Consider the following 22988-nt stretch of genomic DNA (forward strand, 5'->3'; position numbering starts at 1 on the left):
TCAGCTCTCTCCAGCGTCATTGTCGCCAAGCATCATTTTCGCGATCCGTTTCAGCGTGTCAGCTTGCCCAAAACCGCCGGACTTCGCAATGATGCATTGGTCTCCGGACCAGCCGACGCCGAGACCCGGCAGGCATTCGCCGGCAAGACGCAAGCGCGAAATGCCCATGGCCCGCAGCACGGCTTCGGCCGTGGCTCCACCAGATAACAGCAGTCCTGCCGCCCTGGCGGTAAAATGCGGCACGACGCCTTCCGCCAGCCGGTCTGAAACCGCAAGCGGCGACAGATTTTCCGCACCCTGCGTTGCTTGAACCAGCGTCAGGCCGGCACCCCCATCCGCATGACTGGGCACGATACCATTCGGCGCCTCAACGATCGAGACAGGCCCAACACTCCCAAGTACGTCAATCTGCTCCACCGTGATCGGATCGCGGGACCCGATGACAAAAAGCCCCTTGCCGGCTGGAACGGCCGCCGCCTCAGGGACAGTCTGGCCCGTCATCGCCTCAGCCAGCGCCTCGGCAAGCCCACGCGCGCCGACCAGAAGATCTGCCCCCTCCGCCTGCGCGGCGGCGAGAGCTTCCCTGATATCGCCCTTCGATCGCGTATCGGGTACCGTGCAGCGGCCGGCGTGTCCGCCCAGTCTGTCATGAACAGGGATGGCAATTTCGACGCCAAAGCCGGAAACGGCTCCGTCAACAACGACACGGTCAAAGTCCGGAATGGCGGGCGCGACAAGCGCGTGGCGATAGGAAATCGCATCCATTTCCGCTGCAATATGCCCCTTCAGGCGGGAATCGATCTTCTTGAACAAAATTGTACCGGCCGGAACCAGCGCCAACAGTTCCTGCGTGCGGCGGCGGGCTTCATCTGCCTCGCCATCGCGACAGCCGAGATTGACGCTGAGGACGGCAGGCGCATCCGCGAGCGCTGCACGCACACCGTCAAGCCCGATCGCAACCTCGGTCGCCAGCCCGCGCCCGGCAAAGGGGGCGGCGGCGTCGAGCGCTCCGGTCAGATCATCGGCAAAAATCAGCAGCACGAACGAAGCCTTCATAAAAGTTGTAATGTTTTACGTCGATAAATTGATTTATAATCAATAGATAATGGGATGTGAATAACAAAAATTGTAACACGCTATTTCGAATTGACCAAACGGCTGCGAAGAGGCCCGCAGAGCGACGGCAGAATTCGGAAATAGTGGCAGGGGACCGCAGCCACACATGGCTGGACGGGGCAAAGATGACAAACCGCCGAGGTTGCTAGATGAACCGGAAGGGCAGGCCCGAGATGAGCGCTTTGACAAAACGTTTTTTCTGAAAGCGTCCGTTCAGCGATACCCGCGGCAACTGCGTCGGCTTTTCGAGGCTGTGGGGACCAATAACGCCGGCCTGCGTGGTCACGGCCGCAGAAAATCCTGCGTCGTGAACGGCTTTCGCTTCGCGTTCTCCCACCGCCCTTACCCAGCCATAGGGATAGGAAAAGGACCGTGGCCGATGGCCGACATAGGCTTCCACCCGGCGTGCCGATTCTGCGATCTCATAAGCCAGGCGCGCCGCATCGACCTTGCGCATATTCACATGCGTCATGGTATGGGCACCAAAATGAACCAGAGGATCTTCCGACAGCGTCCTGAGCTCATCCGTATCCATGACGAGTTCGTCCACGATCGCGATGGGATCGACGCCATGTTGCCTCGCGGCACGGTCGATTCTTTCCACCGCCTCGTCTTCCGAAAAGTTCTGGACGAAATCTTCAAGCCGCGTGAATGCCTCCGCTTTCTGCGAAGGGTTGGCGCATGCCACCTGCACCGGCCCCGCCCCGAAATCGAATTCGAAAGACGCGGCCTTCTGCGTCAGGGCAGCGGCGGTTTCCCACCAAAGGCTGCGTGTTCGCTCGACAAAACCCGGCGTGATGAAAATCGTGTAAGGCACGGCATATTTGCGGAAGATCGGCGCTGCATGATCGGCATTGTTGCGATAGCCATCATCAAGCGTGAAGGCGCAGAACGACCGACCTTCGTGGTTATCGGCAAGCAGAGCCGGCAGATCGTGCAGATGGACCGGAACGAGGCCACATTCGAGCGCGGCCTGTATCGCCTCTTCCAGAAATTGCGGCGTAACTGACAATTGAACGTTCGGTGCAAAGGCCGAAACAGCCCTGCCCGGGCGCACATGGTGAAGTGTAAAAATCACACCACGCCCCGCCAAGGACGGAAACGCCGACCGGACAGGCGGGAAAGAACTCACTTCCAGCCCCGCCCTTATGGCCCCATATTTTCCGAGGCGTTTGAGCGGCGGTAAAAATCCCGTTTTCGATTGCCCTGACGCCAGACCGGGAAGGATGCGTTTTTTTATGACCCGCAAGACCGTCAATGGCAGATCGATCAGGCCCGGCAAGGGATCGTTCAGCGCAAAAGAGGCCCAGCTGCGGATTTTGCCCAAAGAGGCGAAATAGTCTCCAATCCTCGTCTCACCCCTCCGGGCCAGAGTGAAAGCCGCAACGGTATCACGGACAAGATAAGACCAGGAAACGCCCTGCCGCGCGCTGACGGGCTGGCCAGTCTGTTCGTCATTCGCGACCCGCCACAGCAAAGCACCAAGATCGACGCCTGCGGCCGAACAGAGGCCGAACCACGACCATGGGCGCGGATTGACATCGAGAAGTTTCAACTCGCCATCCCGGCCGTCGAGCTTGAACTCGACCTCGACAAGCCCGCTATGGCCCGCGGATTTCAGCATTTTTCGGGCCGCATCGATCGCTTGCCCGTTATCGACAACCTCGACACGGGTGCTGGTATAACCGAAATCGACGGGGTATTGCCGGGCGCGCCGGGCCGTGAATTCGGCCACCGGCTCTCCATTGAGCCACAGTGCCGCGTAGGAAAACTGACTTTCTCCGCCGCCGGGAATGAGTTCCTGCACAACGACATTGCCAGCGCCGATCTCTCCACTCGCATCGGCGAAAGCAGTCTTCAGCGCCTGGCGATCATCCGCCCGGATCACCTTCGCCCGGGCAATCGTGGTATCACCGCCCCCCATGTTGGGCTTGAGAATGACGGGAAACATCACATCCATCGCATCGATATCGGCGTCCGATGTCAATGCATAGGTCCGGGGAATGCTGACACCAAGCTCCGCCGCACGCTTGTAAAGCAGCGGTTTTTCACACAGCCATTGCAGAGCCGCCCAATCCGGCAGAACGATTTTGTAAAGAGCGGAAAGCTCCTCACGGTGCTGCGAAATGAGCTGGACCTCACCATCGCCGGACGGCACCAGCAGACAGCCCTTCAAACCGTGCTTCTCGGCCATTTGACGCAGGAACACGATCGCCCCGGCATCATGCGGGCCAGCCCAGCGAATTGTTTCCCGCACGAAGCGCGACCAGCCCGGCAAGGGGGAATCGTGGGTGAGATAATAGACGGGCACATTCAGGACGCCGAGGCTGCGCGCAAGGGCTAGCGTGCCGTGAGCGCCGCCGACAATAACAACACCTGGAATGGTCAAAGCCTGATCCCCGTCCTATTCCATATCTTGATCGCAAAAATTGATAAATAAATTCGATATTTCGAAAGTATTGAGCGGAGAGATATCGAATGGCGCGGAAGGCCAAAGCGCCTGTGCTCTTTATTCCTTTGGCAGGCGCTTTGTCGTTGCTTTGAAAAGACGGCGACCTTCAAGCCTCTTTGCGGACGGGGCGCGGCTCACCATTGTCATCCACCGCGACCATGATGAAGACGGCCTCCGTCACCTTTTCGCGTGAATCCTGATAATGCCTGCGGGTCCAGGCTTCGATCTTGAGCGTGACGGAGGTGCGGCCGATCTTTTCGATCCTGGTATAGACGCACAATGTATCGCCGATCTTGACCGGCTTCTTGAAGACGATCTCATTGACTGCCACGGTGACGGTGCGGCCGCCGGCCACATCATTGGCGCGAACGAAAGCGGCAAGGTCCATCTGCGACATGACCCAGCCGCCGAAAATATCACCGGCCGGGTTGGCGTCGGCGGGCATTGCAAGCGTTCTGAGCGTGAGTTCCATGTCGGCGGGCGGTTGCTGGTCCATGTCTCAAAATCCTTTCACAAACCTCCCGCTGCCGGACTTAAACAACCGCGCCCTATCCGCCAATAGCCGATTTTTCGCGGCAGCCCTTCCAAAACAGCAAGGAATCACAGGGCCATCGTAAGCTTCGGTTAACCATGATGGGGCACGATTCCAAAAAACGCGAGGGCGTGCGAATGGCCTATGACTGGAGTGGAAACAACACAATACAGCAGCGCTACGACCGTATTGTCCTGGCGGTCGCAAGCGTCGTCGCCATCAGCCTGGCGACAGGCACACTTGCCCTGCGCTCGCAGGTGGAGCCGGAATCCGCGATAAGCCTCGTCAAACAGCAACGGCTCGCTTCAGACAGCTGGCATTTGCGGCTCTGATCCGCTCCCATCAGGCTCAGGGCCCGACGATTTACTGCGGAGCACTATCGGGGCCTGGAAGTATTTTCCTTCGGAAAGGTGTGGTCGAGATGGGCCACTTGAGGCGTGAGGATCGACAGGAATGTTTCCGACCGGCCGATATAGATGATCGCCGCGCCGTCGATCCCGTTCAAAACCTCCGCCAGCGTATCCTGCGTCTGTTTTTCCAGCCCTTCCAGCAAATCGTCGATCACGAGGAATTTCGGCTTCAAAAGCAGGGCATTGGCAACACGGATGCTGGCCTGCTCATCCGAATCGAGTTTCTTGTCCCAACGGATATTCTCATCGAGACGCGAGGCCATTTCTCCAAGCCCGCATGCGGTGAGCACCGCGAGATAATCCGCATCCGTAAACCGGTGCGGCGCGCGCGGATAGGCGAGGATTTCGCGCAGTGAACCCGACGGCAGATAGCCGTGCTGGGCGATGAAAAGCGTGTCGGATTGTTCGGGCATCTCGATCCTGCCCTGCCCCCAGGGCCAGAGCCCCGCCATTGCCGCAAACAGCAGCCGCCTGTTCACGCCCTGCTCGCCGTTTATCATCAGCCGTCCGCCCGGCCCGACCTCGATCTCGGCCTCGCGCAACCTGAACCCACGCTCCATATCCTGTCCGCCCGCATCACGGCAGATCGTGACCGACTGCAGGCGGACCCTCTCATTCTCCGCGCTGCGTTGCAGATCAATCGTCAGGCCGTGCTGTTCAACGCTGTCCATCTGGATAAGGGCATTCCGGAAGACGGAAACGCGCTGCAATGTCGCCTTCCAGCTGGCGATAGGGCCGAAATTGTCGATATACCAGCGCAGCGCCGTATTGACCTGGTTGAAGGCGCCGACGGCCATCATCAGCCCACCGAAGGTGAGGTTGCCGGAAAAATAAACCGGCGCCGCGATCAGGATCGGCGCCACCACCGCCAGCCAGCCATACCCTGCCGAGACCCATGTGAGATGCGTCAGCGCCATGGCAAGGCCCCGGATGACGCCGAGCACCGCGTCAATATCGATACCGATCCGACGCCTTTCGTTCTTCTCACCGCGCGCAAGGGCAATGGCGGCAAGATTTTCGCTCGCCCGCATCAATGAAAAACGCAGTTCCGCTTCTTTGGAATAACGTTCGGCATTCAGCCCGACCAGCCGATAACCGACGAGATTGCTGAGAAGCGAGGCGGAACCGGCATAAAAGATCGCCGCCCAGACCATATAGCCGGGGATAGCATAGGTATCGCCGCTGATAGTGATGGTAAAACCGGCCGAGAGCGACCAGAGGACGCCGATAAAGCTGACGAGCAGGATCGTCGCATTCACAAGACCGATGGAAAGCGCCGTACTGCTTTCCGCAAGGTTGCGGACATCGTCATGCAGACGCTGGTCGGGGTTGATGGCGATCGTGCCGAAACCGGCAAGACGGGCGGCGCGACCCGGTTTCAGCCATTGATCCACCATATCCTTGGCAAGACCTTCGCGCATGTTCAGCGCCGTCATCTGGTTCAGCCAGGTCTGGATGACGTTGAGCAGCAGCAGCAGTCCCGCGATGATGGCGAAGACCTCGAGCTGATGAATGAATGCATCAAGATCGCGCCGTTCCAGGGCATTGTAAAACGGCGCATTCCATTCATTGAGCCTGATCTGCCCATAGGCGGTGAGCAATATCACCGTGAGCAGCGCGATCGACAGCAATATCAGCCGGGTGCGCACCGGCGATGTCCAGAAGGCACGCCCCATCATCCGCAGCTGGGCGGGAAAATCGAGATCGAAACCCGAAAGATTAGCCGCGCTCTTGCGCTGATCGTCGGTCACGGTTGTTGCCATTCATTCCATTCCGAAACGTCAGTCGGCAAAGAAAGCGGGTCGCGATTCTGCGCCTTGCGATGCCAAGCAATAACATGCTGTTTAACCTTGTCCACAATCCCGGCGAAATCTCCGCGACGGTGATTGAAAAGCCCGGGCAATTCTTCGTTCGGGCAAACATCGTGGTCTCAACCAACAATGCGATTGCCCCCGGAAATGATCCTTGCTTTCTTTTCCTGCATTGCACAAAATCCGAATAATTTCAGAGGGGCGGACAAACCGCATAAACCGGAAAAACCGGGCAAGGCAGATTAATGGCGATCAAAGCGAGCATTTATCATCTGACGCATTATAAATACGACAACCCGGTTCGCCTTGGACCACAGATCATAAGACTAAAGCCCGCCTCGCACTCCAGAACCCGCGTCATCAGCCATTCGCTCAAGGTTTCACCCTCCAATCACTTCGTGAACCTTCAGCAGGACCCCTACGGCAATTACCTCGCCCGTTTCGTTTTTCCCGAACCGGCCACGGAGTTTAAGATCGAGGTCGATCTTGTCGCCGATATGACGGTTTACAATCCGTTTGATTTCTTCGTGGAGGAAGAAGCGACAAAGTGGCCCTTCGATTATCCGCAGGAATTGCGTGACGATCTCTCCATCTACATGAAGCCGGAACCGACCGGCCCACTGCTCGCCGCCTTCATGGCCACCGTCGACCGCACACCGGGGCAACCGACTGTGGACATGGTCGTTGGCCTCAATGCCCGCCTGCAACAGGAGATCGGCTACGTCATCCGCATGGAACCCGGCGTCCAGACGCCGGAAGAAACGCTTGCCTCCGGCAAGGGGTCGTGCCGCGATACCAGCTGGCTGCTCGTGCAGGTTCTGAGGCACCTTGGCCTCGCCTCCCGCTTCGTGTCGGGATACCTCATCCAGCTGACACCAGACCTCAAGGCGCTGGACGGCCCATCCGGCACCGAGGTGGATTTCACCGATCTTCACGCCTGGGCGGAAGTCTATATGCCCGGCGCAGGCTGGATCGGCCTCGACCCCACCTCAGGTCTTCTGACCGGCGAAAGCCATATTCCGCTGGCGGCAACGCCACATTATCGCAATGCCGCACCGATTTCCGGCGGCTATTTCGGCCATGCCAACACGGAATTCGCCTTCGATATGCAGGTCCGCCGGGTTGCCGAAACGCCGCGCATCACCAAACCTTTTTCGGATGAAAGCTGGGAGGAACTCAATGCGCTCGGCCAGGAGGTCGACGAGGTTCTGAATAGCCATGATGTCCGGCTGACGATGGGCGGCGAGCCGACCTTTGTTTCCATCGACGATTTCGAATCCGACGAGTGGAACACCGGCGCGGTCGGGCCGACGAAGCGTGAAAAGGCCGACGCCCTGATCCGCCGCCTGCGTGAGCGTTTCGCACCGGGCGGCTTTTTGCATTACGGACAGGGAAAATGGTATCCGGGCGAAAGCCTGCCCCGCTGGACCTTCTCGCTCTATTGGCGAAAGGACGGCCTGCCGATCTGGCAGAACCCGGCGCTGATCGCCGAAGAGGGCGCCAATACGGGCGTCAGGGCGGAGGATGCGCAGAAATTGCTGGACGGCATAGCCAACCACCTCGGCATCGAGCCGGAACTGGTGCTGCCGGCCTATGAGGATCCGGCCGAATGGATCATCAAGGAAGGCAGCCTTCCCGACAATGTCGACCCGTCCAATTCCAAACTGAAAGACCCGGAAGAGCGAAATCGCATTGCCCGCGTCTTCGAGCGTGGACTGACGACACCGACCGGCTATATTCTTCCCGTTCAGGCGTGGAATGCACGCGCCGCCGGCAAGCGCTGGATCAGCGAAAAATGGAAAACGCGACGCGGTAAAATATTCCTCGTTCCCGGTGACAGCCCGGTGGGTTACCGCCTGCCGCTCGGCACGCTGCCTCATGTGCCGCCATCCGCCTATCCCTATATTCATGAGGCCGACCCTTCGATCCCGAGAGGTCCGCTTCCCGATGTCCTGACGCCATCTGGCCGCGCCATGCCTGAGGCTTCCTTCCAGGCGAGTGAAGGGGCGGGGCAGGAGCGCATCGAGCAGACGCTCGGCGAAATCGGCGGCGCGGTGCGCACCGCACTCTCCGTCGAGCCGCGCGATGGCCGGCTCTGCGTCTTCATGCCACCGGTCGAGCGCATCGAGGATTATCTGGAACTGATCGCCGCTGCGGAAGCGGCAGCAGCCAATCTTGGATTACCCGTCCATATCGAAGGTTATGCGCCGCCCCATGACGAGCGTATCAATGTCATCCGCGTCGCGCCCGATCCCGGTGTCATCGAAGTCAACATCCACCCCGCCGCGGGCTGGAAGGACTGTGTCGATATCACCACCGCCGTTTATGAAGAAGCGCGTCAGTCGCGTCTCGGCGCCGACAAGTTCATGATCGACGGCCGCCACACCGGCACCGGCGGTGGCAACCATGTGGTCGTGGGTGGGGCGAACCCCAATGACAGCCCCTTCCTGCGCCGTCCTGACCTTCTGAAGAGTCTCGTCCTGCACTGGCAGCGACATCCGTCGCTCTCCTACCTCTTTTCCGGCCTGTTCATCGGCCCTACAAGCCAGGCGCCGCGCATCGACGAGGCGCGCCATGACAGTCTCTACGAGCTGGAAATCGCGATTGCGCAGGTGCCCGCACCCGGCGAGGGCGTGCCGCCGCTGCCGTGGCTGGTCGACCGCCTTTTCCGCAACCTGCTGACAGACGTGACGGGCAATACTCACCGCGCCGAAATCTGCATCGACAAGCTGTTTTCGCCTGACGGGCCGACCGGCCGCCTCGGCCTTGTGGAATTCCGCGGCTTTGAAATGCCGCCGAACGCACGCATGTCGCTTGCCCAGCAATTGCTGGTGCGTGCCCTCATTGCCCGCTTCTGGAAAAACCCGGTCGCCGGCAAATTCGTGCGCTGGGGCACAGCGCTCGCCGATCGTTTCATGCTGCCGCATCATATCTGGGCGGATTTTCTGGATGTGCTCGCCGATCTCAGGGAAAACGGCTTCGACGTGAAACCGGAATGGTTCACCGCCCAGCAGGAGTTCCGTTTCCCCTTCTTCGGCGAGGTGGAATATGAGGGCGCGAAGCTGGAACTGCGCCAGGCGCTGGAACCCTGGCATGTGATGGGCGAACAGGGCGCCATTGGCGGGACCGTGCGTTTTGTCGACAGCTCTGTCGAGCGCCTGCAGGTGCGGCTGGAGACCTCCAATCCCGCCCGCTACACCGTGGCGTGCAACGGCCGCGCCGTTCCGCTGACGCCGACGGAAAACCGCAGCGTTGCGGTGGCCGGCGTCCGCTTCAAGGCATGGCAGCCCGCCTCCGGCCTGCATCCCGTTCTGCCCGTCAATTCACCCTTGACCTTTGACATTTATGATACATGGTCGAGGCGATCGATCGGCGGATGCATCTACCATGTTGCTCATCCGGGCGGGCGCAATTACGAGACCTTTCCCGTCAACGGCAATGAGGCCGAGGCACGCCGCCTCGCCCGTTTCGAACCATGGGGGCATACGGCAGGGCAATATCCGCTACAGGCGGAAACCGTGTCGCCAGAATTTCCGCTGACGCTCGATCTGCGTCGGCCTTACGGAGTGTAAATTGTCCAAAGCCCCGGCAACGGAACGCAAAACGGAAACGAGCGCGCAACCGCGCGGGCTTGAATATTCCCCCTTGCCGGGCGTCGCTGACGAAATGCTCGATACCAACGGCAAGGTGAGGCCGGTCTGGAAAAACCTGCTCGATGCCCTGTCGCGCATGTCTGAACGGGAACTGCACGAGCGTTTTGCCCGCACAGACCGTTATCTGCGCGATGCCGGCGTGTTCTACCGCGATTACGGCAAGGGCAGCAGCGAAAGAAACTGGCCGATCTCCCATATTCCCGTGCTGATCGACGACAGGGAATGGGCCGTCCTTTCCGAAGGGCTGAAACAACGCGCCGATCTTCTGGAAGCCATGGTCGCCGATTTCTACGGCGAAAACCGGTTGGTGAAGGAAGGTTACGTGCCGCCGGCACTGATCGCTTCCAATCCGGAATATCTGCGGCCCATGGTCGGCGTAAAACCGGCAAGCGGCCATTATCTGCATTTCTGCTCGTTTGAAATCGGCCGCGGGCCCGATGGAAACTGGTGGGTGCTGGCCGACCGGACGCAGGCGCCCTCCGGCGCTGGTTTCGCGCTCGAAAACCGGGTGGCCACTACCCGTGCGCTGTCCGACATCTATGCGGAAACCCATGTGCACCGTCTGGCGTCGTTTTTCGGCGCTTTCCGCGATACGCTGCAGGCGCACCGGAAACACCCTGACGACCGCATCGCGGTGCTGACGCCCGGCCCCGCCAACGAGACCTATTTCGAACACGCCTATATCGCCCGTTATCTCGGCTTCATGCTGCTGGAGGGCGAGGACCTCACCGTCGTCAACGGCCGCGTCATGGTCAGAACCGTGGCGGGGCTCAAACCCGTCGGCGTTCTCTGGCGGCGTCTGGATGCTTCCTATTCCGATCCGCTGGAACTCAACCAGCAATCCCATATCGGCACGCCGGGCATGGTGCAGGCGCTGCGCAATGAAGCGCTGACCATCGTCAACGCACTTGGCAGCGGCATTCTCGAAACGCGGGCGCTGCTCGCCTTCATGCCGCGCATCTGCCGCCACATTCTGGGCGAGGAACTGAAGCTGCCCTCCATCGCCACCTGGTGGTGCGGGCAGGAGGCCGAGCGCCGCCATGTTGCCGGCAATATCGAAGGCATGGTCATCGGCCCGGCCTATTCGCGGATGCCTTTCTTTGACGATAACGGCCAATCCGTGCTCGGCTCTTCGCTGCGGGAAACGGCAAAGGAATCGATCAGCGACTGGCTTGCCTCCGACGGCCACAGGCTGGTCGGGCAGGAAGTGGTAAAGCTTTCAACCACCCCGGCCTATATCGAGAACAAGCTCGTGCCGCGCCCGATGAGCCTTCGCGTTTTTGCCGCCCGCACCCAGGATGGCTGGCAGATCATGCCGGGTGGCTTCGCACGGATTGGAAGCGGCGACGACGTTTCCGCAATCGCCATGCAATCTGGCGGAAGCGCGGCGGATGTCTGGATCGTCAGCGACAAGCCGGTGGAACGCACCACGCTTCTGCCCGCAGAGGAGAGCTTCACCCGCAACATGCCCGGAAGCCTGCCAAGCCGTGCGGCCGACAATCTCTTCTGGCTTGGCCGTTATATCGAACGCTCGGAAGGCGCCCTGCGCATCCTGCGCGCCTGGCATGGACGTTATGCCGAATCCGCTGATCCACGCCAGCCGCTGCTCGCCCATGTGACGCATTATCTCGAAGCGCTGGACGTGGAGATGAACGATGCCGTGCCGGAAAGCCTGTTGAACAACATCAACAGCGCGCTTTATTCCGCCAGCAATATCCGCGACCGCTTTTCGCCTGACGGATGGCTGGCGCTGAACGATCTTGCCAAGACTGCCCGCCGCTTCCACGCGAAAGTGGCCCCCGGCGATGATGCCACCCATGCCATGACGATCCTCTTGCGCAAACTTGCGGGCTTTGCCGGTCTCGTGCACGAAAACATGTATCGCTTTACCGGCTGGCGTTTCCTGTCGATCGGCCGTTATCTCGAACGTGGCCTGCATATGACACGTCTTCTCGGCCATATGACCGGCCCGGATGCGCCTGACGGTTCCTATGACATGCTGCTCGAAATCGGTGACAGCGTCATGACCCATCGCCGCCGCTACAATGTCAGCACGGCCGGCCTGACCGTGACCGATCTTCTGGCGCTCGACCCGCTCAATCCCCGTTCGATCCTGTTCCAGCTGAACGAGATCCGCACCGAGGTGGAGCAGCTTCCGAACGCCTTCGTCAATGGCCAGATGTCGCCCTTCTACCGCGAGGCGATGCGCCTGCATTCCGGGCTGGCGGTCATGACGCCTGAAAACATGAACGGCGCGATCTATCGTCAGCTCGAAACCGATATGGAACATCTCTCCGATGTTCTTGCCCGAACCTATCTCGGATAATCCTATGCTCTACGACCTTTCCCTGCATATGGGTTACACCTACGACACACCGGCCCACGGCGCGCGCCACATCATCCGCGTTCTGCCGCTCTCCATTCCCGGCCGGCAGCGGCTTGTCGCCGGTTCCATCGATGTTTCGCCGACGCCGGAAGAACGTGTCGCCTTCGATGATTTCTTTCATCAATCGGCGACCTCGGTGCATCTGCGCGCGCCGCATGAAAAACTCGACATCCGCATGCAGGCCCGCGTGATGGTGGAGGCACCGGCGCTGACAGCGGATTTCTCTCCAGAACTTTACCGCCTGCCGCAGGAGCTTGCCGATGTCTGGTCGCTCGATTCCCAGTCGCCGCACCATTTCATTGGCGCGAGCCCGAGGATTGGAATGGACGCGGCGATATCCGCCTATGCCCGGGAGCTGCTGAAACCCGGAATGACCATTCGCGAAATCGCGCGCTCTCTGTGCAAACGCATCCACAGGGATTTCACCTATGATGGCGAGGCGACGACGGTGGATACGACGCCATCGGAAGCCTTCAAGCTGAAGCGCGGCGTGTGCCAGGATTTTTCGCATATCATGATCATGGCGCTGCGCAGCCTCGGCATTCCCGCCGGATATGTCAGCGGCTTCCTGCGTACCATTCCCCCACCGGGCAAGGAACGGCTGGAAGGCGCCGATGCCATGCATGCCTGGGTTCGCATCTGGTGCGGCGAGGCAGCCGGTTATCTGGAGCTCGATCCCACCAATGATATCGTCGCGGGAAGCGACCACATCGTCGTCGGTTATGGCCGGGATTATTCCGATGTCGCCCCGGTCATCGGCGTCTTGAAGAGCTATGGCAACCAGCAGATAAAACAGGCCGTCGACGTCATCCCCGTCCAGTAATGATACGATGTGTATTATTGCGGCCATCGCGCGAAACAATTCTTGAAAATACTTTGAAAACTGCACCAAATTGAACGCTGCGTAAAATTGAACCGATCACGTTAGCGGATTCTACATCGTTTGCGGGTTTCCTGCGCTCAATCGAATATTCTAATCGGTGAGCACCACTATGACCGCCTCCGCACCTCACAAATTGAAGCGCCGTTTCCTTGCCGATAAGAGCGGCAATTTCGGCATGATGACGGCCATTCTGCTGCCGGTCCTGCTGGGTTTTGCCGGCGCCGGCATGGAGTTGGCGAATGTGATGCAGGTGAAAGCCGATCTGCAGAATACCGCGGATTCTGCAGCCCTTGCGGCGGCGACCGAGGCCCGTTTGAAAATGGGCGACCTGACGGACGAGCAGATCAGGGCAATCGCCAAGAACTTCATTGCGGCCCAGATGGAAAAGAACCTGACCGTGGAAGAGAAAAAGGAACTGGAGCAGAACTCTCCAACCGCTATCACGACGACGGAAAATGCCCGCGGCAAGACCTACACCGTCGAGACGACGATCAACCACCGGGTACAGCTCAACCCACTGCTGGGGTTCATTGGCGCCAAAACACTCGATCTTTCGGTAACCGGTACCGCAAAGAGCACCGTCAACAAGGGCGCACCGATCTCCATGTATCTGGCACTTGACCGTTCCGGTTCGATGTCATTCAAGACGGATACCATCGATACGAAAAAAACGTCATGCCAGAACTATACGGCTGACAACTGGAATAAATATCCCAATCTGGGCAAGACATCGCCCTGCTATGTCAACAAGGCCACGTCGCTCAAAACCGCCGTCGGGTTTCTGGTCGCGACGTTGAACAAGGCCGATCCGACCTATACCGCCAACGGCGGTTCCGAGCTCGTTCGCACGGGTGCGTCGGTCTATACACATGAGACCTATGCCGCGCAGACCATCAGCTGGGGCACCAGCAGCGTTGCCAGCTATGTCGACAAACAAATCCCGGAATTTCCGTCCGGCGGCACCGACGCCCGCAGCAGCCTGAACGCCGCATATAACGCCCTTAAAAAAGCCAACCCGGATGAAGCGAAAGCACATAAAACGAAGGGGAGTGAATCCTTCGAGCGCTATATCGTTCTCATGACCGACGGTGAAATGACGGGAAACAGCGCCGCGTGGAATTCGAGCATCGACCAGTCGGTACGCACCACCTGCGAGACTGCCAAGAAAGATGGGATCAAGATTTTCAGCGTCGCTTTCATGGCGCCGGACAAGGGTAAGTCGCTGCTGCAATATTGCGCATCCAGCATCGACAATTATTACGCCCCTGAAAACATGGAGCAGATCGTCACCGCATTTGGTGAAATCGCCCGCAAGGCAGCCGGCAGCATGGCCACGCTGACCAACTGACAAGCGCACAAGGAAATCCCCGGGGCGATATTGCTTCGGGGCTGATGTTGCCAGACTGCATGGCTGGCAAGACACGCACGGCAGGTGACAGCGGCGGCGGCCCGTGGCATAGGAGGGCCGCTCCCATTCACAGGCCCTGTCATGATCCGCATCGAAAATATCAGCAAGTCGAACAGTCACCGCATTCTCTACATCGAGGCCTCCGCCGCGCTCAATCGCGGCGAGAAGATCGGTCTTGTCGGTCCGAACGGCGCCGGAAAGACCACGCTGTTCCGGATGATAACGGGTGAAGAGCAGCCCGATGAGGGCCAGGTCGTTGTCGAGAAGGGCATGACGGTCGGTTATTTCGATCAGGATGTCGGTGAAATGTCCGGCCGCTCTGCCGTCGCCGAAGTCATGGAAGGCGCAGGCCCGGTCAGTGAAGTGGCAGCCGAACTTCGCGAATTGGAAGCAGCCATGTCCGATCCCGACCGGATGGACGAGATGGACGCCATCATCGAACGCTACGGCGAAGTGCAGGCGCGTTATGAGGAGCTGGACGGCTACGCACTGGAAGGCCGCGCCCGCGAGGTGCTGGACGGGCTGAGCTTCAGCCAGGAGATGATGGACGGCGATGTTTCCAAGCTTTCCGGCGGCTGGAAGATGCGCGTGGCGCTTGCCCGCATTCTTCTGATGCGCCCGGATGTGATGCTGCTCGACGAACCCTCGAACCATCTCGATCTTGAAAGCCTGATCTGGCTCGAGGACTTCCTGAAGAATTATGACGGCGCGCTGCTGATGACCTCGCATGACCGCGAATTCATGAACCGCATCGTCACCAAGATCATCGAAATCGATGCCGGCAACCTCACCACCTATTCCGGTGATTACGGCTTTTACGAACAGCAGCGCGCGCAGAACGAAAAGCAGCAGCAGGCGCAGTTCGAACGCCAGCAGGCCATGCTCGCCAAGGAAATCAAGTTCATCGAACGCTTCAAGGCCCGCGCTTCTCACGCTTCGCAGGTGCAGAGCCGTGTGAAGAAACTCGAGAAGATCGACCGCGTCGAGCCGCCAAAACGGCGTCAGACAGTTGCTTTCGAATTCGCGCCGGCGCCTCGCTCCGGCGAGGATGTCGTGGCGCTGAAGAAGGTCAACAAGGCCTATGGCAGCCGCACGATCTATGGTGAGCTGGACTTCATGGTGCGGCGCAAGGAGCGCTGGTGCATCATGGGCGTCAACGGCGCTGGAAAGTCGACGCTGCTGAAACTGGTGACCGGCACGGCGGAACCGGATTCCGGCAATGTCACCCTCGGCGCCAGCGTCAAGCTTGGCTATTTCGCCCAGCATGCCATGGATGTGCTGGATGGCGACAGCACCATTCTCGAATGGCTGGAGGAGCGTTTTCCGAAGGCGGGTCAAGCGCCGTTGCGCGCCCTTGCTGGCTGTTTCGGCTTTTCCGGCGACGACGTGGAAAAACGCTGCCGTGTTCTTTCCGGCGGTGAAAAAGCCCGTCTCGTCATGGCCGCCATGCTGTTCGATCCGCCGAACTTCCTCGTGCTGGACGAGCCGACGAACCACCTTGATCTCGACACCAAGGAAATGCTGATCAAGGCCCTGTCGGGTTATGAAGGCACGATGCTCTTCGTTTCGCACGATCGCCATTTCCTGGCTGCGCTCTCGAACAGGGTGCTAGAACTGACGCCTGATGGTATCCACCAATATGGCGGCGGCTATACCGAATATGTCGAAAGCACGGGACAGGAAGCGCCGGGCCTTCGCAGCTAAGCCGCCTGCCGGACCCACCGCCCTGTAACGGCAGCTTTCGTTTGGAGACTGGAGAAACAGATGCGGATCGTGGTCTACAGCGCCAAACCCTATGACAGGCAGTTCCTTGACGCCGCCGCCCGCCCTGGCATGCGGATGCAATATTGCGAAGCACGCCTGTCTCCCGAGACCGTGGCGCTGGCGGAGGGAGCGACGGCGATCTGCGCCTTCGTGAATGACGACCTGTCGCGACCGGTGCTTGAGAAGCTGGCGGAAATGGGTGTTCGGCTCATTGCTCTACGTTGCGCCGGTTTCAATCAGGTCGACCTCGCCACTGCCGAAAAGCTCGGCCTGACCGTTGCGCGCGTCCCGGCCTATTCGCCCTATGCGGTTGCCGAACACACCATGGCGCTCATCCTGTCGCTCAACCGCAAGATTCACCGCGCCTATAACCGTGTCCGTGAAGGAAACTTCGCCCTTGATGGGCTGCTTGGCTTCGATCTTCACGGCAAGACCGTCGGCATTGTGGGTACGGGGAAGATTGGGGCGATTTTCGCGCGCATTGTGGCCGGTTTCGGCTGCCGTCTCGTCGGCCACGATCTCCGGCCAAATCCCGATTGCGAGGCGCTGGGCATGGAATATGTCACGCGCGAGGAACTGTTCCAGACATCGGACATTCTGGCGCTGATGTGCCCACTCACACCGGAGACCCGTCACCTCATTCGCAGGGAGACACTGCCGCTGCTAAAAAAGGGCGTGATGCTCGTCAATACCAGCCGCGGCGCCATCATCAACACGCAGGCCGCGATTGCGGGTCTGAAAGACGGCACGATCGGCAGCCTCGGCATCGATGTCTATGAAGAAGAAGCCGATCTCTTTTTCGAGGACCTTTCCAATGACGTGCTGCGCGATGACGTTTTCGCCCGATTGCTGACCTTCCCCAATGTCCTGGTGACCGGCCATCAGGGCTTCTTCACGCAGGAAGCCCTCACGAACATCGCGGACACCACGATCGGCAATATCGAGAGCTTTTTCAGAACCGGCAGGGCGTTGCATGCCGTTTCCACGGAACAGTTTGCCGGCCCAGCCTAGTATCTCCTGCCAGAGTCGGGAAGATTTTAATGCCATCCTGCCCGACTTCTGCAGGAAAGCGGGTAAAATTGGTATGATCATTGAGTTTTATTGAAATTCATCATACATATTTGACAGGCTCCACGCCTGCCTCGATTTTAATGCATGGTGACCGACGTGCCTGAACAGCAAAAACAGCGCAGCAAATCCTCCGGTTCTCTGGTCAGCAGAGTTAGCCTCAGCCTGAGAAACGCGATTGCCTCAGGGCAATACGGACCCGGTGACCGCTTGCCCAGCGAAATCGAGATGACGGAAACCCATGGTGTCAGCCGCACCGTCGTGCGCGAGGCGGTCACGGCGCTACGCTGCGACGGGCTGGTAGAAGTTCGCCAGGGGGCAGGCATTTTCGTGCTGAAGCGTGAAAAGGAAGCGTCACCCACGCCCGGTATCGACCGCGCCCGCCTCTCTTCCGATCTGGAAGTGCTGGAAATCAGGACGCCGCTCGAAATCGAAGCGGCGGGGCTCGCCGCCCTTCGCCGCTCGCCATCGCAGGAGGAGGCGATTTTCGACTGTCACGCCCGGCTTCTGCAATGTATCGAAGAAAACCGCTCCATTCGCGAAGCCGATCTCGCGCTGCATCTGGCCATTGCGGCCGCCACCAACAATCCGCTCTTCACACAGTTTCTCGAACTGCACGGCCAGGCCGTGATTCCACAATCGCGCGTGGTTTCCGAAACCGCGGAGAACGACCAGACAGCTTACCGGCGATTGATCCACAAGGAGCATGAAGCCATCGTCATCGCCATATCCGACCGAAACGAACAGGCCGCGAAGCTGGCGATGCAGGCGCATCTGCGGGGCAGCCAGCACCGCTACCGCGACATGATGCGAGATCTGCGCGGCATCGCGCACAGCTAAGGGATTTCCGGTAAACTGCGTCGTCGCTCTATGCTCTGAAGGGCGCGATCAGGAACTACGGCGCTTCCCGCAGATCCGCACCCCAGACCTCGATCTGCGTCAGTGCGGGAAAGGGCGAAGGATCGTCCGCTTTCTTGAGATCGTGCAGACGGATCCACTCCACCCGGCGCGGCACGACCGGAAAACTCTGGGCAGCCCCGGTTTTTTGCAGGGAAAAGCTCGCGCTTTCACCGTCAGAAAAAGTGACGCTCGCTTTTTCCCACCAGGCATCATGGGGGAAATCCGCCCTCAGATAAAAGGTCAACTGGTCGATGAGGACTGCGCGGCCGAATACGAGCGTCAACGAGGCTTCGGGATCGCGGTTGATGCCCCAGCTGGTATAGGGCCAGAAACCATGACCAGCGCTTGCCTTTTCGCCATCAATGACATTGCGGGCCGCAAAGGCCGCCTCCCCGCGCGTTTCGGTGCTCGCATAGACATGCGGAAACAGCGAGGTGTTTTCATGATCATCAAACGGGTTCAGGGCCAGATTCCTGCGAACTCCAATCTCGCCGGCAAGTGTGCGGCGGGCAGCGATCCGGTGAAGGTTACCGCTGAAGGCCTGCGGCGGATAGGATTTGCGCTTTGCAGCGGAAGGAACAGGCAGGATGAACTCGTTCCCGTGCAAGAAAACCAGCGTCGGCGGCATGCCGGCATCGAGCGCGAGCCAGATGTGGCCTGGCTGCGAAACCGCGACGACAAGCCTGTCTCCCTCGCAATATTCTGCGCGATAGACTAGCAAAGCTTCATCCTCCGCTCCGGCTTCCGCCAGAACATCTCCCGCCGCATTGACGACCTTGAGTGTGAGCTTCATCGGCACTTCCTTAACTGATCGTCAGGCACAGACGTCCGGCTTTGATGGGAATGAGAACGCGATAGATTTCCGGCGGCCAGGACTGGCGAAGGCGGGCATCGTTGATTGTTATGGCTTCGATGACAGGCTCTCCTGCGCCTTCGCAGGCTATCTCTCCCAGCCCCGCAAAGACCAGGCCACCCGGCATGAGGGCAGGTTTTTCGGCGACCATGAGCGACAGAACCGCCTCCCGGCCGCCCAGATAGTCGTCAACGACCTCCACATGGCTGCCACGCAGCAGTCGGACGCGGCGACGATAGTGTTCAACACCCGCGACGCTGGGATAAGCCCCGGCCATATCGAGAGAAAATTCCGCCTCTTCTTCAGAAAACCTGGTCACAAAATCTGCAGCTGCAAACTCTGCCCCGGCGACCTGCATGACGCCGCCGAAAGTCGGCAGATTGTGAAAGGCCGACTGCATCGTCCAGATGTCATAGCGCTGCGGCGAGAAGGTTTTTGCAGTGTAGGTTTCCACCCCGACATCGATGATGAACGGCCTGCCGTTCTTATAAAGCGTGAAGCTGCCGACATCGTTGTGGTTATGGCTCTCGCCATTATTGCCCGCCTTCACGGCAAGATCGAAAACTCCGTCGCGGGCAATCGCCAGACCGATGCCGGGATAGACGATGTCGGTCTTTGCGGGGTCGGCGGCAGTGAGCGCAGACAATTCCTGTGTGGCCAGAACCGCCTGGACACGATACCAGAGGTTCCACTCCTTGTGCATAAGCCGGTCCGGCGAGCGGTTCCAGCAGGCGGTAGCGAAAGTCTGGAGTGACGGCGAAGAAACGGCCTTGCCGAAAAGATATTCCCGCACGCCGGATGTCTCGATCTTCGCCGGCGCATCGGCGAAGTTGAAAAACTTGTCCCCCGCCACATGCATGTTGACGATGAATTCGGCCATGTTGCGAAGCTTCGGCGCATGAAAGAGCGGTGCCATGGAGCCGGGCGCGGAGGTTTCGAGAATGCTCATCGCCCCGAACATACAAAGTGCCGCATGACCGTAATAAAGAACACCCTCTTCGCAGGCGCCGTCTTCTGCATAATCCTTCTGAAAGGCATCTAGACTCTTGAGCGCCTTTTCGACGACCGAACGTCTCGTCGGCTGGTCAGTGGGAGATAGCATGGTCGAGAGAAGAACATTCTGGGTGATCCAGGCCGTCCAGTTGTTCATTCGCTCGTCGCCATTCCCCATCCACCAGAAATGCCGGGCTAGATAGGGTTTTGTTATACGCTGATCGATCCCGGCGCGGACCCGCGAAACGAGATTTGTATTTGCCCGCTCCAGCTCCGGTGCGAGCAAATGCAGGCACACAGCGAGGTTGGCGCCCGTTTCAGCAGCAAACAGGTCTATCACCGGATTTTGCGGATCGGGCAGAGGATCTCGTGGGCCGCCGCGAATATGGGAGTTATGGGCGGGCAATTGCCAGCCGCTCTCTTCGCATATCAGCCAGAGACCATCGATGATGGCATCGAGAAAACGGCCCTGCCCTTCGGCGCATTCCCCCAGAACCAGCGCGTTCAGCTTCAGTCGCCGGGAAAAATAAAGCGCCTCGAAACGATCGCGATTGCCAGTACGGCTATATTCCCGGTAATCGCCCGCCAAAATGACGGACCACGGCTCGCCAAGCGCCTTTTCCGCCGCCTCGACGAGGCTGCGGCAAACCGTATCCGGCGCTGAAGACCGTATTTTTTCCACCGTCAGTTCCACACCGAAATCGGCGAGCCGTTTGGGCAGGAGCCGCATCATTTCGACAAACACGCCCTCAAACCTCCCGCGCGTTCCGCAATCCGATATGCGGCTCCTATCATACGTATTTCTAGAAAACCAGAAAATTTGTCTGACTTTATGCAAAGTTGTTTGACCAATATTGATATTGTGTTATCCAGAGCGCGGGAGGCGGCAGGGTGAAGACCCCGGCCGTAATGGAAAACGCAGCAGCCGACACCGATGACGCGGTGAAACGGCAGCAATGGGAGGTAGGCTGTGGCAACCGCGACCATGTCCGACAAGCAGGCGGTTCCGTATGGGAAGAAGAAAGTCCGGGTCGTCTCCAAACGGCGGCGCAGGATCGAAAATGCGCTCGTCGCCTATTCCTTCATTGCACCCAATTTTATCGGCTTTGCGATTTTCACGCTCGGGCCGATCCTCTTCGCCTTTGCGCTGGCCTTCATGCATTGGGATGGCTCCAATGCAATGCGTTTCGCCGGCCTCGATAACTTCTGGCGGCTTTTCGAAGACAGGGCCTTCATCGCTGCCTTCTGGAACACGGTCATCTACACGGTCGCATCGGTGCCGGCGACGCTGGCCTGCGCGCTGGGGCTTGCGATCCTGCTCAACCAGAAAATCCGCGGCCGCAATTTCTTTCGTACCGCGATGTTCTTTCCCTATGTCGCATCGCTGGTCGCCGTGGCCGTCGTCTGGAACATGATTTTCAATCCGGAGATGGGTCCGGTCAACATGCTGCTCTATACGCTCGGCCTCGATCCCGCCGACATGCCGGGATGGGCGGCCGACCGGCATTGGGCCATGGTCACGGTCATTCTCTTCGGCGTGTGGAAGAGCATGGGCTATTACATGGTCATCTATCTCGCCGGGTTGCAGGGCATCAATTCGGAGCTTTATGAAGCCGCAGGGCTGGATGGCGCCAATGCCTGGCAGAAATTCATCCACGTCACCCTGCCGCAACTTGCGCCGACGACCTTCTTCGTCACCGTCATGCTGACGATCCAGTCCTTCAAGGTTTTCGATCAGGTCTACATGATCACGCAGGGCGGCCCCGGCACCTCGACGCTCGTTCTCGTCTACCACATCTACAATGAGGCCTTCATTTCCTGGGATCTCGGCTATTCCAGCATGATCGCCCTCGTCCTGTTTTTCCTGGTCCTTGTCGTCACCATCGTCCAGTTCAAACGGCAGCGGGAGGATTGATCCATGCGCATCATGGGCCGCAAAATCCCCACCGCGACGATCGGCATCTATCTGACGGTCATCGTCGTCACCATCGTCATGCTTTTGCCCTTCGCATGGATGCTGTCGGCATCGCTGAAGCTCAGCCGTGATGTCTTCGCCTTCCCGATCGAATGGATACCCTCTCAGCCGCGCTGGGAGAACTACGTGGAAATCTGGACGAAGATCCCGCTGGCGCTGTTCATCTACAATACGTCGAAGCTGACGATCATCGTCACGCTGTTGCAATTGCTGACATCGAGCTTTGCCGCCTATGCCTTCGCCAAGCTGCATTTTCCCTACAAGAACACGCTGTTTCTCGGCTATATCGCCACCATCGCCATGCCCTGGCAGGTCTATATGGTGCCGCAATTCCTGCTGATGCGAGAATTCGGGCTCAACAACACCCATCTCGCCCTGATTTTCCTGCAAGCCTTCACCGCCTTCGGCGTTTTCCTGATGCGGCAGTTCTACATGTCGATCCCGAACGAGCTATGCGAAGCGGCCCGCATCGACGGCATGAACGAGTACCAGATCTGGGCGAAGATCATGCTGCCGCTTTCCAAACCGGCGCTTTCCACATTGACGATCTTCACCTTCGTCACAACCTGGAACGATTTTCTCGGGCCGATGATCTATCTCACCAAGACCGAGCTGAAGACCATTCAGATCGGTCTTCGCATGTTCATTTCGCAATATTCGGCCGAATACGGGTTGATCATGGCCGCCTCGGTCGTGGCGCTTATCCCGGTTCTCGTCGTTTTCCTGGCATTGCAGCGCTTCTTCGTCGAAGGCGTCGCTTCCACTGGCCTCAAGGGTTGATTTC

At 59.1% G+C, this 22988-nt stretch carries 16 protein-coding genes; 10 read left to right on the top strand and 6 right to left on the bottom strand.

Features of this window, described 5'->3' with window-relative positions:
- The 3 genes from V6S97_RS15860 to V6S97_RS15870 form a co-directional block, all read right to left on the bottom strand.
- A complete protein-coding gene (locus V6S97_RS15860; RefSeq protein WP_111792411.1) occupies nt 1-1041 on the bottom strand; it encodes a four-carbon acid sugar kinase family protein in 1041 nt (346 codons plus the stop codon).
- A 220-nt stretch (nt 1042-1261) separates the two neighbouring features.
- Nucleotides 1262-3505 carry a polysaccharide deacetylase family protein gene (locus V6S97_RS15865; protein ID WP_003506038.1) on the bottom strand — a complete coding sequence of 748 codons (2244 nt, stop codon included), beginning with the start codon at nt 3503-3505 and terminating at the stop codon, nt 1262-1264.
- Between the two features lie 169 nt (nt 3506-3674).
- A complete protein-coding gene (locus V6S97_RS15870) occupies nt 3675-4064 on the bottom strand; it encodes an acyl-CoA thioesterase (RefSeq protein WP_003506036.1) in 390 nt (129 codons plus the stop codon).
- A 134-nt stretch (nt 4065-4198) separates the two neighbouring features.
- Here V6S97_RS15870 and V6S97_RS15875 point away from each other — a divergent pair, with 134 nt between their 5' ends.
- Nucleotides 4199-4432: a hypothetical protein gene (locus tag V6S97_RS15875; protein ID WP_080570294.1), complete on the top strand. Its 234-nt coding sequence runs from the start codon at nt 4199-4201 to the stop codon at nt 4430-4432.
- Between the two features lie 44 nt (nt 4433-4476).
- On the opposite strand, the gene V6S97_RS15880 is transcribed toward V6S97_RS15875, so the two are convergent.
- On the bottom strand, nt 4477-6273 hold the full coding sequence (locus tag V6S97_RS15880) for an ABC transporter ATP-binding protein/permease (protein ID WP_334427440.1): 1797 nt from the start codon (nt 6271-6273) through the stop codon (nt 4477-4479).
- Nucleotides 6274-6566: 293 nt separating this feature from the next.
- Between V6S97_RS15880 and V6S97_RS15885 the strand changes: the two genes are divergently transcribed.
- The 7 genes from V6S97_RS15885 (at nt 6567) to V6S97_RS15915 (ending at nt 18323) form a co-directional block, all read left to right on the top strand.
- Nucleotides 6567-9893 carry a transglutaminase family protein gene (locus tag V6S97_RS15885; protein ID WP_003506029.1) on the top strand — a complete coding sequence of 1109 codons (3327 nt, stop codon included), beginning with the start codon at nt 6567-6569 and terminating at the stop codon, nt 9891-9893.
- Between the two features lies 1 nt (nt 9894).
- Nucleotides 9895-12300, top strand: a complete 2406-nt coding sequence (locus V6S97_RS15890; RefSeq protein WP_065695011.1) for a circularly permuted type 2 ATP-grasp protein — start codon at nt 9895-9897, stop codon at nt 12298-12300.
- 4 nt (nt 12301-12304) lie between these two features.
- Nucleotides 12305-13183, top strand: coding sequence for a transglutaminase family protein (locus tag V6S97_RS15895; protein WP_060723102.1), 879 nt, complete (start codon nt 12305-12307; stop codon nt 13181-13183).
- Between the two features lie 169 nt (nt 13184-13352).
- On the top strand, nt 13353-14591 hold the full coding sequence (locus V6S97_RS15900) for a vWA domain-containing protein (RefSeq protein ID WP_003506025.1): 1239 nt from the start codon (nt 13353-13355) through the stop codon (nt 14589-14591).
- 141 nt (nt 14592-14732) lie between these two features.
- Nucleotides 14733-16355 (top strand): ABC-F family ATP-binding cassette domain-containing protein, encoded by a 1623-nt coding sequence (locus V6S97_RS15905; protein WP_003506023.1) that lies wholly within the window; start codon nt 14733-14735, stop codon nt 16353-16355.
- Nucleotides 16356-16415: 60 nt separating this feature from the next.
- Complete coding sequence (locus V6S97_RS15910) at nt 16416-17426, top strand: 2-hydroxyacid dehydrogenase (protein WP_060723100.1); 1011 nt, start codon at nt 16416-16418, stop codon at nt 17424-17426.
- 144 nt (nt 17427-17570) lie between these two features.
- The gene (locus V6S97_RS15915; protein WP_111792399.1) at nt 17571-18323 is read left to right on the top strand and encodes a FadR/GntR family transcriptional regulator; all 753 of its coding nucleotides are present in this window, start codon (nt 17571-17573) and stop codon (nt 18321-18323) included.
- Nucleotides 18324-18378: 55 nt separating this feature from the next.
- Here V6S97_RS15915 and V6S97_RS15920 read toward each other — a convergent pair whose 3' ends face one another.
- Together V6S97_RS15920 and V6S97_RS15925 are read right to left on the bottom strand one after the other, a co-directional pair.
- Entirely contained in the window at nt 18379-19176 is a 798-nt protein-coding gene (locus V6S97_RS15920) for a hypothetical protein (RefSeq protein ID WP_060723098.1), read from the bottom strand.
- 10 nt (nt 19177-19186) lie between these two features.
- Nucleotides 19187-20974: a heparinase II/III domain-containing protein gene (locus tag V6S97_RS15925; protein ID WP_112357183.1), complete on the bottom strand. Its 1788-nt coding sequence runs from the start codon at nt 20972-20974 to the stop codon at nt 19187-19189.
- Nucleotides 20975-21214: 240 nt separating this feature from the next.
- Here V6S97_RS15925 and V6S97_RS15930 point away from each other — a divergent pair, with 240 nt between their 5' ends.
- Nucleotides 21215-22144 carry a carbohydrate ABC transporter permease gene (locus V6S97_RS15930; protein ID WP_112357198.1) on the top strand — a complete coding sequence of 310 codons (930 nt, stop codon included), beginning with the start codon at nt 21215-21217 and terminating at the stop codon, nt 22142-22144.
- 3 nt (nt 22145-22147) lie between these two features.
- Complete coding sequence (locus V6S97_RS15935) at nt 22148-22984, top strand: carbohydrate ABC transporter permease (protein ID WP_003506013.1); 837 nt, start codon at nt 22148-22150, stop codon at nt 22982-22984.
- Nucleotides 22985-22988: the final 4 nt, after the last annotated feature.

It is taken from the genome of Agrobacterium sp. CCNWLW155 (genome assembly GCF_036888815.1).
GTDB lineage: Bacteria > Pseudomonadota > Alphaproteobacteria > Rhizobiales > Rhizobiaceae > Agrobacterium > Agrobacterium radiobacter.